Genomic DNA, 17,232 nt, shown 5'->3' on the forward strand with positions numbered 1-17,232 from the left:
CTGGCAAACACCATCACAGGCAATGCTGGCAATAACATCCTCGATGGCGCCGATGGCGTAGACAAACTCATCGGTGGCAATGGCGATGATACTTACATCGTCGACCTCGTACGTACAGGTACGGCTCCTGCTAACTACAAAGTGGCACTGCAAGACACTATCACTGAAACTGCTGTCGCAGGCTCAGGTACTGACACGGTCATATTGCGTGGCTCCTTTACTGAACCAACCACCTTTACTACTCTCACCATCGGTGCCAATCTTGAGAACCTCGATGCCTCACTCACAGGTTCAACAAAGCTCAACCTCACAGGTAATGCTCTCAACAACACCCTGATCGGCAATGATGCTAACAACATCCTCGATGGCGGCGCAGGCAATGACATCCTCATCGGAGGCAAAGGCAGTGATACGCTGAAAGGGGGGCTAGGCTCTGATGTTTTCAAGTGGGGTGCTGATGACTTAGGCTCTGCTGGAAATATCTCCAACAGTACAGATACGATCACTGACTTCTCAATCACTCAAGGTGACCAACTGGATTTCAGAGACTTGCTCATAGACGATTCAAATCTCGAAAGTTATATCGATATCGTCTTTGAAAACGGCGCGACACAGATCCGTATTAGTTCAGACGGCAACTTTACTGGTGGTATCTATGACGACACCAAAGAAGATGCACGTATCGTCTTATCCAATACTAACCTTTTCACTACTACGAACACAACTAATGACGCGCAGCTGATTGGCTATCTGACGCAAAACAATTACTTGCTGATCGACTAGCGATGAATCAACCCAACTGAGCCTTTGCAATACGAGGGAGTATCTGAAAAACAGGCACTCTCTCGTATTTTAGCTATAAACCAACTGTTGAGCTGAAATGACCGCACCTACCCCTTATACCACCAGCCAAATCTCAATATTCGATGTTGATTTTAGCTCGTCTTATCTGAACGTTTTATTGCAAGGCAACAAATGGGGCGGGCCTTTAGGCAGTGCCGCAACGGTTTACTATAGTTTTCCGACCTCAAGGAATGATGCGTATTGGTCTCAAGACCCGATCAATGGCTATGGCATTTTTGATCCAATGTCCGACGGTACGCCAGACTATGTTTCTCTCACGCCACTCAGTAGCAGTCAACAAAATGGCATCACACTGGCATTAAATGCCTGGGCAAGTGTGGCCAACCTGGACTTTATTAAGGTCGACGAGACACCTGATGCAGTGGGCGATATCCGTTTCGGATTCACTCTGGATGGCGCCATGTCACAAGATGTTTATGCTTACTCTTACAGCGTTGATCCAACCTGGTATGACTACTCTGACATTATCCCGTACACCAGAAGCGGCGATATCTGGTTTAACAAGAATCAACCGGATCAGACGGGTAATAACTTCTCAGCAGGTGCGATGGGCTACTTTGTTGGGTTACATGAGATCGGACATGCGTTAGGACTAGACCATTCGTTTTCTGAAGAGGATGGTGACCTCGGCTTACCGACGAATATTGAATATATTCAATATACCGTCATGAGTTATTCAGACCTGCCTGGATCTAATTTTGACGGGTTTAATGAATACTACCCAACGACGCCCATGCTTTATGACATTTTAGCCATTCAACATTTATACGGCGCCAATAACAGCTATAACGCTGATGACACCGTATATGAATTTTCATCTTCGCAACGCTACTATCAGACCATTTGGGATGGCGGTGGAAATGACACCATCAAATATGCATCGTCGATTGGTGGTGTAATTAACCTTGAAGCAGGCTCATTTAGCCAACTCGGCAAAGCATTTAAGGTTGGCGTCAACAATAATACTGTTCAAAAAGACAATATTGCCATTGCATTTAACGTTGTGATCGAAAACGCAATTGGCGGCAGTGGAAGCGACAGAATTACTGGCAATAGTGCTGACAACCGTCTCGAAGGTGCGGCAGGTGATGACACACTTGATGGCGGCGCTGGTGCGGACACGCTCATCGGTGGCAAAGGTAACGATACTTATATCGTCGATGATGAAGATGATGAAGTCATTGAAGCTGCAAATGAAGGCATTGACCTCGTTAAAGCAAGTGTCGATTATGAACTCACTGACTTTGTCGAAAACCTGACGCTTACCGGCAATGATCATATCAATGGCACTGGCAATGCGCTGGCAAATACCATCACTGGCAATGCTGGCAATAACATCCTCGATGGTGGCGATGGCGTAGACAAACTCATCGGCGGTACCGGTGATGATATCTACATCGTCGACCTCGTACGCACTGGCACTACCGCTGCTAACTTCAAGGTCGCTCTGCAAGATACCATCACTGAAGCCGCTAATGCAGGCAGTGATACCGTCCGACTGCGATTACTCAGTGGCACTGACTACAGCACCATGGCTAATGCTACTACCCTCACCCTAGGCGCTAACCTCGAGAATCTTGATGCTTCAGATACAGGCTCAACCAAACTCAACCTCACAGGTAACGCACTCGCAAATACTCTCACTGGCAATGATGCTGATAACATCCTTGATGGCGGCGCAGGCATAGATACCCTGCAGGGTGGCGAAGGTAATGACACCTATGTATTAGACCTCAAAGTTTCAGCTGGTAACATCAACTTTGAAGATACTGTCACTGAACACAACGGTACTACCGAAGGAATCGATACCGTCAAACTACGTGGCACCGCTAATCTTGCCACAGCTATTGATATATCACTTAACCTTTGGACCAATATTGAAACCCTTGATGCCTCTGCCACAGGCACTACTAAGCTAACCCTCAAAGGCAACGACGAAGACAATACGCTGATTGGGAATAACGCAGCCAATATACTCGAAGGTGGTTTAGGTAACGATATCCTTAATGGTGGCGCAGGCGCAGATACCATGATCGGTGATAAAGGCTGGGATACTTATTACGTAGATAATATTAGGGATGTGATTGTCGAGTTGGAAAATACAGATCATGTTCTGGCAGATGAAGGCATCGATACCATTCTCTCATCCATTAGCCTTTCACTTGCTAGTTATGACAATGTTGAATATCTCACCCTGCTTGGCAAAGCCAATTTGAATGCAACAGGTAATGATGGCAGCAACTTGTTGATCGGTAACGCCGGCAACAACATTTTAGATGGTGGTGGCAACCGGGATGACATGCAAGGTGGCGCGGGCAACGATACCTACATCGTTGATAATATTAACGACCAAGCCATTGAAACGATTGCAGGTACCGCTGGCGGCATTGATATCGTCTTGTCATCGGTCAGTTTTTCACTGAACTACAACATTGAGAATCTCACGTTAACGGGTACAGAAAACATTGATGGCTATGGTAACGAATTAAACAATACTATTAGAGGCAATGCAGGCAATAATCGGTTAGGCGGTGGCGCGGATGGCTCAGACACACTGATTGGTGGGGCTGGCAATGACATCTATGAAGTGACTTATTTATTTGCGAATAGCGCCAAACCTGTGACGCAAGATACCGTTATAGAGAGCCTGAATGCTGGTATAGATAGCATTATTCTCTCTGCAGCAGGCAATAATGGCCTCCTGAACAAATACCTCATGCCCCTCAATGTAGAAAATTTAGATGCGACTAACACCTATGGTGCATTCTCCCACCTTATTGGCAACAACTCAGCCAACTACATCATTGGCAACGACTATTCCCATATCTTTGATGGTGGTGCAGGTGTAGACACCTTGGTAGGCGGAAATAGCAGTGACACATATATTGTAGACCTTGTTACTAATATCAATGCCGGAGTCACTACAGCGGCCTTACAAGACATTATTCTTGAAGATGCATCTGGTGCTGGCAGCGATACGATTCAATTAAGAGGCAACATTAAGCTCACAACGGCTACAACCCTTACGCTTAGCGCGGACCTAGCCAACGTAGAAAATCTAGATGCCAGTCTGACTGCTAGCAGCAAACTAAACCTTACTGGCAACGATGCAAATAACGTCCTGACCGGGAATGCCGCAGCGAATACATTAACAGGCGGCCTTGGTAACGATACACTTAACGGCGGTGTAGGTGCTGATACTATGGTTGGCGGCGGTGGCGACGATACATACTATGTCGACAATTTCTTGGATATCGTCTCCGAAGAGGAGGAGGATGGTACAGACCTAGTCAATGCCAGTGTCAGCTACACACTAGCGGACAATGTAGAGAACCTCACATTGACCGGCACTGCTGCCATCAATGGCACTGGTAACGATGAAGCAAACATCATCACAGGCAATGCAGGAAACAACATCCTTGACGGCAAAGGTGGCATTGACATTCTCATCGGAGGCAAAGGCAACGATACTTATATCGTCGACGATGCGGATGATATTGTAGAAGAAGGTTCGAATGCGGGCATCGACCTTGTCAAAGCTAGCTCCAACTTCACACTCTCTGACAACGTTGAGAACCTCACACTCACTGATGGCTCTGCTAACGGCGGAACGAGACCCCTCGAAGGCACTGGTAATGCGCTGGCAAACACCATTACTGGCAATGCTGGCAATAACATCCTTGACGGTGGCGCTGGCGTAGACAAACTCATCGGTGGTGCTGGCAATGATACTTACATCGTTGACTTACAAGTAAAGGCTCGTTACTCAGGAAACGTTTTCCTAGGCAGTTATTTAATGTTGGAAGACACCATCATTGAGGCCAAGAATGCAGGAAATGATACATTGGTGCTACGAGGCAATGCTCCAGGTGGTTACTCTCTAACATTACTCGACAACATCGAGAATCTGGATGCGCAGTCGGTGATCCGGGTAGATGGTCCAAGCTCTGCCGGAATAAATTTGTATGGTAATGCACTAGATAATTATATATGGGGTAACAACGACGGCAATTCAATAAGCGGTGGCGCTGGAAACGATACTCTCTATGGCGGCAACGGCGAAGACTACCTTGATGGTGGTGAAGGCGCCAATACTCTAGTGGGAGGACAAGGGAGCGACACCTACATTATTCGCAATAGTGCGGACGTGATTTATGAATCGTCGAATGATTCTGGGGTAGACCACATCTTCGCGTATGTCAGCATTAATATGGACCTATACCCCAATGTTGAATATGCACAAATAGCCTACGGTGCGCAGAATGTAGTTATCAGTAGCAATTCAGGTAATATCTATGGCGGCAGTGACAAAAATGACCAACTAATTGGCGGTAATGGCAACGATACATTTTTATCATCTGCAGGGAATGACATCCTTACGGGTGGCAATGGCGACGATACTTACTATGTCAATAGTACCGGAGATATCATTCACGAGGACTCCGATCAGGGTACTGATCTCGTCAATGCCAGCATTAGTTATACATTGGGCAGCAACCTTGAAAACCTAACCCTCTCAGGCACAACTGCCATCAATGGTATCGGCAACGACTTAAACAATCTCATCACGGGAAATACCGCAAATAACGTCCTTTCTGGCGGAGTCGGTAACGATACAATGATCGGCGGTGGAGGCAATGACACACTCTCGGGTGGATTAGGTGCAGATGTATTCAAGTGGACCTTTTCAGATTCGTGGTACCCAAACAGCACTGACACAATCACTGATTTTTCGATTATGCAGGGTGATGCTTTAGATTTAAGAGACTTTCTACTAAGTGAAACTCAAAGCAACCTTCAAGATTATCTTGAGATACTGACACAAGACGGTAACACTGAAATTACCATTAGCTACAATGGCCAATTAAATAACGTATCGAATCAAAATGCACATATCGTTCTCATGAACACTGATTTATACGCGTTAACCGGGCAGAGCACGCAAAGTAACTTAATTGGCTATCTGATTGACCATCAGTCTTTGCTCATCAGTTAATCAATATGATTCAAACCATTCTTTAATTGACGAATAACTTATTAACTAAACTGGCTCAACAACTCTTTCACCATCGTCATTTTGTGTGCCAGATTACCAATCTGCACCGTCATCCGCAGCTTGTCCGGCCCATTCATGCGGCAGCGTTTGTCACGTTGCAGCAAGCTGATCAGCTTCATCGGATCCAGGTCAGCTTTGACATTAAACTGTAATTGAATAGCCGCATCTGAAGCATCAATCTTGATAATCCCCAATGGCTTGGCGGCGATACGCAGGCGGTGGCAGGCGATCAATGCTTCACCAGGCTCTGGCAGCAGGCCAAAACGGTCTATGAGCTCTTCCTGCATGGCGTCAAGTGCGTCGTCGTCTTCGCAGTTAGCCAAGCGTTTATAAATGACCAGGCGCTCGTGTACATCCGGGCAGTAGTTATTTGGCAACAGGGCTGGCGTATGCAGGTTGATTTCTGTCGTCACGCCTAATGGCGCATCGAGGTCGGGCTCTTTACCAGCTTTGAGCTGTTTCACGGCATGATTGAGCATGTCGGAATACAGGTTAAAGCCAATCTCTTGCATCTCACCGCTTTGGCTATCACCCAACAGCTCACCTGCGCCGCGAATTTCAAGGTCATGCATGGCCAGGTGGAAGCCAGCCCCTAGGTCTTCCAGCAACTGGATCGCATCCAGGCGCTTTTGCGCTTGTGGCGTAATATTGCGGTCCGGGTCGGTCAGTAAATAGGTATATGCCTGATGGTGACTACGGCCGACGCGGCCACGTAGCTGGTGCAATTGCGCCAGGCCAAACATATCGGCTTTGTTGATAATCATGGTGTTGGCGGTGGGTACGTCAATCCCGGTTTCAACAATGGTGGTACATAACAGCAGATTGGCGCGCTGCTGGTAAAAATCGCGCATGACATGTTCCAGTTCGCGCTCACGCAACTGGCCGTGACCGATGGCGATGCGGGCTTCGGGGACAATTTTCTCCAGCTTTTCCTTCATCACGTAGATAGTATCCACCTCGTTATGCAGGAAATACACCTGGCCACCACGCTTGAATTCACGCATGACAGCCTCGCGGATAATGCCGTCGGAGTATGGCGTGTGGAAAGTTTTAATCGCCAGACGTTTTTGCGGTGGTGTTGAAATTACCGAAAATTCGCGCAAGCCCTCCATCGCCATACTCAGGGTGCGCGGAATAGGTGTGGCAGTCAGCGTCAGCACATCAACCTCGGCACGTAGCGCTTTCATCTGTTCTTTCTGGCGTACGCCAAAACGGTGCTCTTCATCTAAAATCGCCAGGCCCAGGTTCTTGAACTGCACGTCTTTCTGGATCAACCTGTGTGTACCAATAACGATATCAATGCTGCCATCAGCCAAGCCCTTGAGGGCTTCAGCCTGCTCTTTAGCAGTGCGGAAACGTGAGATTTCAGCGATCTTGATTGGCCATTCGGCAAAACGGTCGCAGAAGTTCTGGTAATGTTGCTCTGCCAGCAAGGTGGTTGGCACCAGCACGGCCACCTGGCGGCCGCCCATGACGGCCACAAAAGCAGCACGCAATGCGACCTCAGTTTTACCAAAACCAACATCGCCACACACCAGCCTATCCATTGGGCGGCCAGACTGCATGTCTTTGATGACGTTTTCAATGGCTTCCAGCTGGTCTGGGGTTTCTTCAAACGGGAAGCCCTCACAGAACGCTTCGTAATCATGCAAACTGAGCGTAAATGCATGACCACGACGCGAAGCACGCTGGGCATACAAGTTCAGTAACTCTGCCGCCGTATCGCGAATCTGCTTGAGGGCTTTTTTCTTGGCTTTATCCCACTGGCCACTACCCAAGCGATGCAATGGCGCGCTCTCTGGCGGGCCGCCAGAATAACGTGAAATCAGGAATAGCTGCGACACTGGCACATACAGCTTGTCATCGCCAAAATACTCAATCAGCAATAACTCGGTTTCGCCTTCGCCAAAGTCGATATTGACCAGGCCTTTGTAGCGCCCTACCCCGTGCTGCTCATGCACCACTGGGTCATCCAGCCGTAGCTCAGACAAGTCTTTAAGCATGCCTTCGGCATTACGCGCTTTTTCCTGATTACGGCGGCGTTGTTGTCGCACAGTACTGGCATATAGCTCAGCCTCGGTAATCACCGCCAGTTCGCCATCCACCAGGCCTTGATGCAGTGGTGCAACGCCCAGCATGACCTGAAAGGTGGACTGCGCAAAGCCAGCCCAGTCCTCAGTGAGGGAGAAAGTTAAACCATGCTCAGTAAATAGCTGCGCAATGGTTTCGCGCCTGCCCAGGCTCTCGGCAGCAATCAGTACACGCCCGTCAAACTGGCCAATAAAAGCCTGCAGTTTATGTAAAGGCTGTTCTGCGCGGCGGTCTACGTCGACAGCTGGCAGTAATTTCTGGAGATCAAACTGATGATTAACCAACGCAAAGTCATGCGTTTGCCTGAAAAACTCGTCGGCTTTTTGCAGCAGACTTTCTGGCCGCATGATAGGTTTTTCGGGGTCGTATGCCATGAGCTTGTAGCGGCTATTGGCATCGGCCCAAAAGGTTTGCGCGGCTTTATCGAGGTGACCATGCAGGCACAACACAGTTTGTGCAGGCAGGTAATCGAACAAGGTAGCCGTTTGTTCAAAGAACAACGGCAAATACCACTCTACACCGCCGCTAGGTGTGCCTTTGCTGACGTCCTTATAGATTTTTGCACGTTGAGGATCGCCCTCAAAATACTCCCTGAACTGGCTGCGGAAACGTGTAATCGCCGCCTCATCCATCGGGAACTCGCGCGCAGGCAACATGCGGATTTCTGGCACGGGATAGACGCTGCGCTGGGTATCAATATCAAACGTGCGTATGGTCTCGATTTCGTCATCGAACAGGTCGATGCGATAAGGAAACGCACTGCCCATAGGATACAAATCAACCAGGCCGCCGCGTACGCTAAATTCGCCTGGCCCCATCACCTGGCTCACATGATGGTAACCTGCCTGAGCACACTGATTGCGTAAGGCGTCGACGTCCAGCTTCTGCCCTTTTTTGAGCATAAAAGTATGCGCCGCCAAATAAGCGACCGGTGGCAGCCTGAGCAGCGCCGTCGCCATCGGCACAATCACGATATTGCTTTGATTCTGACTCAGTTGATAGAGCGTCGCCAGGCGTTCGGAGGTCAAGTCCGGGTGGGGCGAAAACACATCGTAAGGTAAGGTTTCCCAGTCTGGCAGTAAATGCACCTGAATATCTTTGCCAAAGAATGGAATCTCGTCCATCAGGCGTTGCGCTTCAAACGCACTCGCCGTCAGCACCACCAGCGGTGTATTTGTTGCTTTTAAACCACATGCCAGTTCGGCCAATGCCCGGCTATCCAGGCCCTGACTTTGAAAAGAAAAACGCTGCGGATGCCCGATAACGGGGAGTGAAACTGCCATAAAAAGTTAGAATCTTATTGCTCAGGTTAGACGAGTATTTCTTGGCGAATCTGCCGAGTTTGCTATTATAACTGCAAGCGTCCACAGACAGTGACTGAATGACACGCAAGACGCCCGAGCGAACCAGAGATACCAGCACGGAGAACAATATATGAACGACAAACAAGCCGTCGCGCTGGAAGCCGCCAGCTACGTTAAAAACGACATGATCGTAGGGTTGGGCACCGGGTCCACAGCCAATTATTTTATTGACGCACTGGCCGAACGCCAGCGCACTGAAAAATTACGCATCACCACCGTTGCCAGTTCCAATATCAGCATGATCAAGGCACAGTCTGCCGGACTCACCGTGCTGAGTTTATCCCAACTGAGCCAGATCGACCTGTATGTGGATGGTGCAGACGAAATCACGCCAGACAATGCCTTGCTCAAAGGTCGCGGCTACGACCTGGTGATGGAAAAACTGCTGGCCAAAGCGGCCAAACAATTCATTGTCGTTGCGGATAAAAGCAAGCTGGTCAGCCGTATTGGTGAAAATTTTGCAATCCCGATTGAAGTGATGCCTTTTGCCTGGCAAGCCGCCAAGCGCAGTCTGGAAGCCATTGGCGGTGTCGGCGAGTTGCGCCAGAATGTGGCCAAAGATGGTTTATCTATCACCAGTTACGGCAGCCTGGTGCTGGATATGCGCTTTGACGCCAGCCTGGATGCTGACCGCTTGAATGCCTTGATTAACAATATCCCAGGCGTCGTTGAACATGGCATTTTTGCCAAACTGGCAAGTACCATCCTGATTGCAGATCAAGGGCAGATTGAGACACGCGTGTAAACGCTACTCAGGTCTTATGCAGTTCTGTTCAGGCAAGTCTGTGTGGTCAGCATGGTTAAAAACCATGCTGGTCGCGCTATGCGCAGCCCTGCTCGCCTGTAGTGACAACAGTAGCCAAAAACACCTGGCGCCGCCCAAGCCCAAGCCAGATCCGTATACCATCCGTTTTGTCACCATCAACAGTCCTAGCACTTATTTTATCGACAGCCAGAATAATTATGCCGGCCTGGAGTATGACCTGGCCAAACGCTTTGTCGAGTTTCTAGGCCCTCCCTACAAACTCGAATTCATTGTTGTCGACAGTTTTGCCAAAGTGTTCCCAACCCTACTGAGGGGCGATGCTGACATTGCCGCCGCTGATATCAGCATCACACCTGCACGCAAACGCCAGGCACTGTTTGGCCCGGCATTTAACCAGGTGCAGGCCATGGTGGTGTATAACCGTGACAAGAATAGTGAGCCCAATAACGCCGATGCCTTATTTGAAAAACGCATTGTGCTGCCAAAAAGCACCAGTTTCGTTGAGCGCATGCGTGAATTGCAATCAAAAGCCCCCGCCCTGACCTGGAAAGAAACCGACAAACTGAGCTCGGAGCAACTGATCGAAGCCGTAGCTCGCAACGAGATCGACTTTACGGTAGCAGACAATCACCTCATCGCCATCATGCAATACAATTACCCGCAACTGGATGCAGGCATGATGCTGGGACAGGCCGATAAAATTGGCTGGGCGCTCAACAAGTTACATGGAGAAGAACGACTCAAACAAGTACAGGCCTTTTTCAAGAAAATCGAAAAAGATGGCACATTGCGTAACCTGCTGGACCGCTACCACGGCCATACCAAACGTTTAAAACCTGTGGATGTCACCACCTTTTTAAGCAAATCACAGACCCTGCTGCCCAAGTATGTACGCTTATTTAAAGGTGCTCAGGAAATCACCGACATCGACTGGCGCTTGCTGGCAGCATTAAGTTATCAGGAATCACACTGGGACAATTACAGCACCTCACCAACCAATGTACGTGGCCTGATGATGCTCACCGAACAAACCTCCAACATGATGAATGTCACTGACCGGCTCGACCCCAAACAAAGCGTGATGGCAGGCGCCAAATTCCTACTGTGGATGAAAGACCGCATTCCCGCCCGTATCCCCGAACCAGACCGCACCTTTATGACACTGGCCGCCTACAACAATGGCGTTGGCCACCTCGAAGATGCCCGGATTATCGCGCAGAAACTGGGCTTGAACCCTGATAGCTGGGCAGACGTAAAGCGTGGCTATCAACTGCTGAATGACCCGGCCTATTACGCCAACGCCAGACATGGTTACTGTAGCTGTGGTGCACCTGTGATTTACACCGAGCTGGTCAGAAGTTACTACCAGATCATGCAGAAATACTTCCCGATTTACGATCCGGGCGTAGACCCATACAAGATTGCAGACATAAAAATGCCTTGGCTGTTAGCCAAGGCATCTTAATAACAACTGTGACGAGTGGATTAGACAGTCAGAGCTGTTTTACCGCCCATATAAGGCTGTAAGGCTTTAGGAATCGTCACGCTGCCATCAGCATTCTGGTTATTCTCCAGCACGGCCACCAGCGTACGGCCCACGGCTAAACCAGAACCATTTAAGGTATGCAATAACTCCGGCTTACCATTGGCATTACGGAAACGGGCCTGTAACCGACGCGCTTGGAATGCTTCACAATTAGACACAGAGGAAATCTCACGGTAGGTATTCTGTGCTGGCAACCAGACTTCGAGGTCATAGGTTTTGGCCGCACCAAAGCCCATATCTCCGGTACACAGTGAGACGACACGATAAGGTAATTCCAGTGCCTGCAAGATGGCTTCTGCATGACCGACCATTTCTTCCAGCGCCTGATAGCTGGTGTCAGGATGCACAATCTGCACCATTTCTACTTTATCAAACTGGTGCTGACGAATCATGCCTTTGGTATCACGGCCATAAGAACCCGCCTCTGAGCGGAAGCAAGGCGTATGTGCGGTTAATTTAATCGGCAAACTATCCGCCGCTACAATCTCGTCGCGCACGGTATTGGTCAGTGTCACTTCAGAAGTGGGGATCAGGTACAGCTTGCTGTCATTATGCGGCGTCGCAAACAGGTCTTCTTCAAACTTGGGCAATTGACCAGTGCCGACCAAAGTTTCGCGGTTAACCATATAAGGCGTGTAGCACTCGGTGTAGCCATGCTTGTCGGTTTGCGTATCCAGCATAAACTGGGCAATGGCACGGTGCAGTTTGGCAATCTGCCCTTTCATCAGCGTAAAGCGCGCACCTGACAATTTGGCACCGGTATCAAAATCCAGGCCCAGTGGCGCACCGACGTCAGCGTGGTCTTTGACTTCAAAGTCAAAGCTACGTGGTGTGCCCCAGCGGCGTGCTTCCACGTTCTGGCTTTCATCCTGGCCAACCGGCACGCTTTCGTGTGGCAAGTTAGGCACATTGAGCATCAGCGCCTGCATGCTGGCTTGAATATCATTCAACTGCGCTTCTGCTGCTTTCAACTCATCGCCCAAGCCCGCCACTTCAGCCAGAATGGCACTGGCGTCTTCGCCTTTAGACTTAGCAATGCCGATTTGTTTGGATGCCGCGTTACGCTTGGCTTGCAAGTTTTCGGTGTTGGTCTGGATGATTTTACGCTGTGCTTCCAGTGCCTTGAACTCTTCGGCAGGGAACACAAACTTACGTGCTGCCAGACGGGCAACGACATTGTCCAAATCGTTTCTAAGCTGTTGAATATCTAACATTATTTTTTCGCTTTGCTATATAAGTACTTCTGATCAAGGTCTTTGAGGTGATTTAATTTTTCGCCTATTTTACCTTCCAATCCGCGTGGCGTGGGTTGGTAAAAAGGTTGTGGTTCTAAATCATCTGGAAAATATTGTTCGCCCGCGGCATAGGCGCCAGGCTCATTATGCGCATAACGGTACTCTTTACCGTAATCGAGCGCTTTCATCAGTTTGGTTGGCGCGTTCCTGAGATGTAGCGGCACCGCGCGCGACTTGTCTTGCGCAACAAACGCTTTGGCTTGATTGTAGGCCATATAGCCAGCATTACTTTTGGCCGCCACGGCCAGGTAAATCACCGCTTGCGCGATGGCCAACTCGCCTTCCGGGCTGCCAAGGCGTTCAAATGTCAGTGCTGCATCGTTGGCAATCTGCATAGCACGCGGATCAGCCAAACCAATATCTTCCCAGGCCATGCGGATAATTCTGCGCGCAAGATACAACGGGTCTGCGCCGCCATCCAGCATGCGCATGAGCCAATATAACGCTGCATCTGGGTTCGATCCACGCACGGATTTGTGCAAGGCAGAAATCTGGTCGTAAAAAGCTTCGCCACCTTTGTCGAAACGGCGCATTTTGCTGGCCATGGTCGACTGTAAAAACGATTCATCAATCTCACTCACCTTGGCAGCGACGGCACCGTTAAACAAGCCTTCGGCAAAGTTGAGCAAACGTCTGGCATCGCCATCAGCATAGGCCAGCACCTGTTCGGTGACAGATTCGGTCAATTGCACGTCGGGGGCCACTTTAAGCCGTGCGCGCTCAAGCAGTTCAGCCAATTCCTCCTCAGTCAGTGCATTGAGCACAAATACCTGGGCGCGACTCAGCAAGGCGCTATTTACTTCAAAAGAAGGGTTTTCAGTCGTGGCTCCAATAAAGGTAATCAGCCCGCTTTCAACAAACGGTAAAAAAGCATCCTGCTGGCCTTTGTTAAAGCGGTGCACTTCATCGACAAACAAAATGGTATTGCGGCCGGTTTGCTGCAAGGTCATTTCCGCGCGCTCAACGGCTTCACGGATATCTTTAATCCCAGACAACACGGCGGACAAAGGCACAAACTCAGCATCGGCGGTTTGTGCAATCAGGCGTGCCAAGGTGGTTTTACCCACGCCCGGCGGCCCCCATAAAATCATGGAGGGCAGTTTGCCGGACTCGAAGGCGCGGCGCAGTGGTTTGCTTTCACCCAGCAAATGGGTTTGGCCAACCACTTCATCCAGCGTTTTTGGCCGTAATTGCTCGGCCAGCGGCACGGAGGAAGGGGTTTGTGGTTCAAACAGGGAGGACATGGTTGCTGTTGATGCGCCAGCGATTATTCGCCAACGACATCCACCCCTTTGGGAATCGAGAACAAGAACTGATTGGTGTTGAGGCTGGGGTTCACTTCAACATTCGAAAAAACAATATGCGTGCTTTGACCAAACGCATCTACCAGGCGCATTTCGGCCAGTTTGCTATGGTCAAACGAAATAATCACCACCTGGAAGCCGCTGTCTTTTTGCTTGGGCTTGGCTTGTACGCGCTGCATGCCTTCAAAATCCAGCAACCGGGTCAGGCGAAAACTTTCTTCGACATTTGGCCCACCCGCCAGCAATGCGGCAGGACTGGTGCCCAACACTTTATCCACCGTGCGTACGGTCACTTGTTGCAAGTCGATATCAAACAGAAATACCTGGCGGCCATCGCTGATGATCTGCTGCTCATACGGTTTCTGATAGTCCCAACGGAATTTATTAGGCCGCTGTAACAACATGGTGCCGTTGACCTCTTGCAGCTTGCGCCCTTTTTGGTCAAACACGGTTTGCTTGAAATTGGCACGCATAGCCTGTGTGCTTTGATAAAACTGCTTCAAATCGTCCACACCATCGGCCAAGGCAGCGGTCATGACACTCCAACTGCACAATGCCAACAATGTTCTGGTGAATACTTTACTCATGGTCTCCTCCGGCCTTCACTAATACCTCACGGTTGCCATTGCTTTGCATGGCAGAGACCAGTCCGGCACGTTCCATATCCTCGATTAATCTGGCTGCACGGTTATAACCGATGCGCAGTTGACGTTGCACCGATGAAATCGACGCACGGCGTGTTTTTAACACAATCGCCACGGCTTCGTCATACAGAGGGTCTTTTTCACCACCAGCATCACTGCTACCAGGCAAGGCGTCAAGATCGCCGCCCTCGGTCTCATTGGTGAGAATACCTTCGATGTAGTTTGGTTCGCCCTGCGCCTTGAGGAAGTTAACTACATTATGAACTTCACCATCGCTGACGAACGCACCGTGGATACGCTGCGGGTAACCGCTACCCGGTGGCAGATACAACATATCACCCTGCCCCAGCAAGGTTTCTGCGCCCATCTGGTCCAGAATCGTGCGTGAGTCAATTTTGCTGGATACCTGGAACGCGACACGCGTTGGCACGTTGGCTTTAATCAGGCCGGTAATCACATCCACCGAAGGACGTTGCGTGGCAAGCACCAGGTGGATACCAGACGCACGCGCCTTCTGCGCCAGGCGTGCAATGAGCTCTTCTACCTTTTTGCCCACCACCATCATCAAGTCAGCCAATTCATCAATCATCACCACGATCAATGGCATTTCTTCCAAAGGCTCCGGCTCATCCGGCGTTAAGCTGAAAGGGTGCGGAATCGACACGCCCTGCTTTTTCGCTTCCTGGATTTTCTGGTTATAGCCTGCCAGATTACGCACACCCAGTGTGGACATGAGTTTGTAGCGACGTTCCATCTCGGCCACGCACCAGTTCAAGGCGTTAGCCGCCTGGCGCATATCGGTCACCACAGGTGCCAGCAGATGCGGGATGCCTTCGTACACAGACAGTTCCAGCATTTTCGGGTCAATCAGAATCATGCGCACACGGCTCGCTTCTGACTTATACAGCAAGCTCAAAATCAGCGCGTTAATCGCCACCGATTTACCGGAACCGGTGGTACCAGCAACCAGAACGTGTGGCATTTTCGCCAAGTCAGCTACAATGGGCTTACCGGCAATATCTTTACCCATGGCAATGGCCAACGGAGAATTCAAATCTGCATAGGCCTGGCTACCCATGATTTCAGACAGAGAGACAATCTGGCGTTTGGGGTTGGGGATTTCCAGGCCCATAAAACTCTTGCCTGGAATGGTTTCGACCACACGCACACTGATTACAGACAAGGCGCGCGCCAGATCTTTGGCCAGGTTGGTGATCTGGCTACCTTTGACACCAGGCGCAGGGTCCAGCTCATAACGCGTAATCACCGGCCCGGGTTGCGCGGTAACGACTTTGACTTCAATACCAAAGTCCATCAGTTTGCGCTCGATCAGGCGTGAGGTGAAATCCAGGGTTTCAGCAGATTGCAACTCAACCGACTGGTTAGGCACATCCAGTAAATGCAACGGCGGCAGGCCTTCTTGCTCGATGGCGGCAAATAACACTGCCTGCTTCTCTTTGACCACACGTTCGCTGGGTTCAATCACCACTTCCGGCACGGTAATTTCAACCGGCTTGCGGTCTTCAACCCGCTTGCGCTCGGCCTCAACAAACTCTTCGCGCGCCTGCAGTACCTGCTTACCGACTTTACGGTCTTGCCAGTCCTGGTATTTGAGCTGGCTCCACTGATAAAACTGGATCACCCACTCGCCCAATTGCTCGCTCATGGCAATCAGTGACCAGCTGGTAAACAAACTGAACGAGATGGCAAACAACACCAGCAACAGCATGGTAGAACCAGCAAAGCCAAACATATTGCGCAACAGATGATCAATACCGCTGCCAATCACGCCACCTTGCTTGAGCGGAAAATCCGCCGGAAAACTGACCAGGTGCCCAGACTCAAGCGCTGCTGACGCCAGTAGCATCAAAGCAAAACCGACACCATTCAACCACCAGTCATGCTTTTCAACCGGGTCCAGATGCAGACGCTGGTACATGAGCCAGACCATGTAAAAAGCCAGCACCACAAACCACCATGAGGAGAAACCAAACAGGGAGAGGAAAATATCTGACACCCAGGCGCCCACAGTCCCACCCGCATTGTGGATGATGTCATGCTCGCCAATCGCATGTGTCCAACCTGGATCTTCATGCGAATAAGTCGCTAAAATCACAGCCAGAAACACGCCGAGTGCTGCCAGCGCAATCCACGACACCTCACGCAGCAACTTGGCATCACGCAGCTGTTTCTCCGTCGAAACTTTTTCAAGACGGACGTTAGCAACTTTTTTCTTATTAAAAAACAATATGTTGTCTCTTTCTCTGCAAGAGTGAACTTAAATGATTATAACAAAATCAAA

9 protein-coding genes are annotated in these 17,232 nt (G+C 49.9%); 4 read left to right on the forward strand and 5 right to left on the reverse strand.

The window, feature by feature from the left end; translation table 11 throughout:
• Positions 1-783: calcium-binding protein (locus tag ACIDE9_RS03870; protein WP_411992858.1), on the forward strand; the 783-nt coding region annotated here is incomplete at its 5' end.
• Positions 784-880: 97 nt separating this feature from the next.
• Entirely contained in the window at positions 881-5,860 is a 4,980-nt protein-coding gene (locus ACIDE9_RS03875; RefSeq protein ID WP_411992859.1) for a M10 family metallopeptidase C-terminal domain-containing protein, read from the forward strand.
• A 41-nt stretch (positions 5,861-5,901) separates the two neighbouring features.
• On the opposite strand, the gene mfd is transcribed toward ACIDE9_RS03875, so the two are convergent.
• Entirely contained in the window at positions 5,902-9,294 is a 3,393-nt protein-coding gene (mfd, locus tag ACIDE9_RS03880; protein WP_411992861.1) for a transcription-repair coupling factor, read from the reverse strand.
• Positions 9,295-9,445: 151 nt separating this feature from the next.
• Here mfd and rpiA point away from each other — a divergent pair, with 151 nt between their 5' ends.
• Positions 9,446-10,120: a ribose-5-phosphate isomerase RpiA gene (rpiA, locus tag ACIDE9_RS03885; protein ID WP_411992863.1), complete on the forward strand. Its 675-nt coding sequence runs from the start codon at positions 9,446-9,448 to the stop codon at positions 10,118-10,120.
• Between the two features lie 16 nt (positions 10,121-10,136).
• Positions 10,137-11,606 carry a membrane-bound lytic murein transglycosylase MltF gene (mltF, locus tag ACIDE9_RS03890; RefSeq protein WP_411992866.1) on the forward strand — a complete coding sequence of 490 codons (1,470 nt, stop codon included), beginning with the start codon at positions 10,137-10,139 and terminating at the stop codon, positions 11,604-11,606.
• 20 nt (positions 11,607-11,626) lie between these two features.
• Here the strand turns inward: mltF and serS are convergent, their stop codons facing one another.
• The 4 genes from serS to ACIDE9_RS03910 are packed head-to-tail and all read right to left on the reverse strand — an operon-like array spanning position 11,627 to position 17,178.
• Positions 11,627-12,901 (reverse strand): serine--tRNA ligase, encoded by a 1,275-nt coding sequence (gene serS, locus ACIDE9_RS03895; RefSeq protein WP_411992868.1) that lies wholly within the window; start codon positions 12,899-12,901, stop codon positions 11,627-11,629.
• On the reverse strand, positions 12,901-14,226 hold the full coding sequence (locus ACIDE9_RS03900; protein ID WP_411992869.1) for a replication-associated recombination protein A: 1,326 nt from the start codon (positions 14,224-14,226) through the stop codon (positions 12,901-12,903). The genes serS and ACIDE9_RS03900 overlap by 1 nt, the downstream gene beginning before the upstream one ends.
• A gap of 23 nt (positions 14,227-14,249) precedes the next feature.
• Positions 14,250-14,873 carry an outer membrane lipoprotein chaperone LolA gene (lolA, locus tag ACIDE9_RS03905; protein WP_194754165.1) on the reverse strand — a complete coding sequence of 208 codons (624 nt, stop codon included), beginning with the start codon at positions 14,871-14,873 and terminating at the stop codon, positions 14,250-14,252.
• Complete coding sequence (locus tag ACIDE9_RS03910; protein ID WP_411992872.1) at positions 14,866-17,178, reverse strand: DNA translocase FtsK; 2,313 nt, start codon at positions 17,176-17,178, stop codon at positions 14,866-14,868. The genes lolA and ACIDE9_RS03910 overlap by 8 nt, the downstream gene beginning before the upstream one ends.
• Positions 17,179-17,232: the final 54 nt, after the last annotated feature.

The sequence above is a fragment of the Methylophilus sp. 'Pure River' genome (assembly GCF_046765995.1).
Taxonomy (GTDB): Bacteria; Pseudomonadota; Gammaproteobacteria; order Burkholderiales; family Methylophilaceae; genus Methylophilus.

Bases quoted from the DNA above. Each gene is read 5' to 3' on its own strand.
- rpiA (WP_411992863.1), top strand. From the start codon at position 9,446: ATGAACGACAAACAAGCCGTCGCGCTGGAAGCCGCCAGCTACGTTAAA.
- mfd (WP_411992861.1), bottom strand. From the start codon at position 9,294: ATGGCAGTTTCACTCCCCGTTATCGGGCATCCGCAGCGTTTTTCTTTT.
- lolA (WP_194754165.1), bottom strand. From the start codon at position 14,873: ATGAGTAAAGTATTCACCAGAACATTGTTGGCATTGTGCAGTTGGAGT.
- mltF (WP_411992866.1), top strand. From the start codon at position 10,137: ATGCAGTTCTGTTCAGGCAAGTCTGTGTGGTCAGCATGGTTAAAAACC.
- ACIDE9_RS03900 (WP_411992869.1), bottom strand. From the start codon at position 14,226: ATGTCCTCCCTGTTTGAACCACAAACCCCTTCCTCCGTGCCGCTGGCC.
- serS (WP_411992868.1), bottom strand. From the start codon at position 12,901: ATGTTAGATATTCAACAGCTTAGAAACGATTTGGACAATGTCGTTGCC.
- ACIDE9_RS03875 (WP_411992859.1), top strand. From the start codon at position 881: ATGACCGCACCTACCCCTTATACCACCAGCCAAATCTCAATATTCGAT.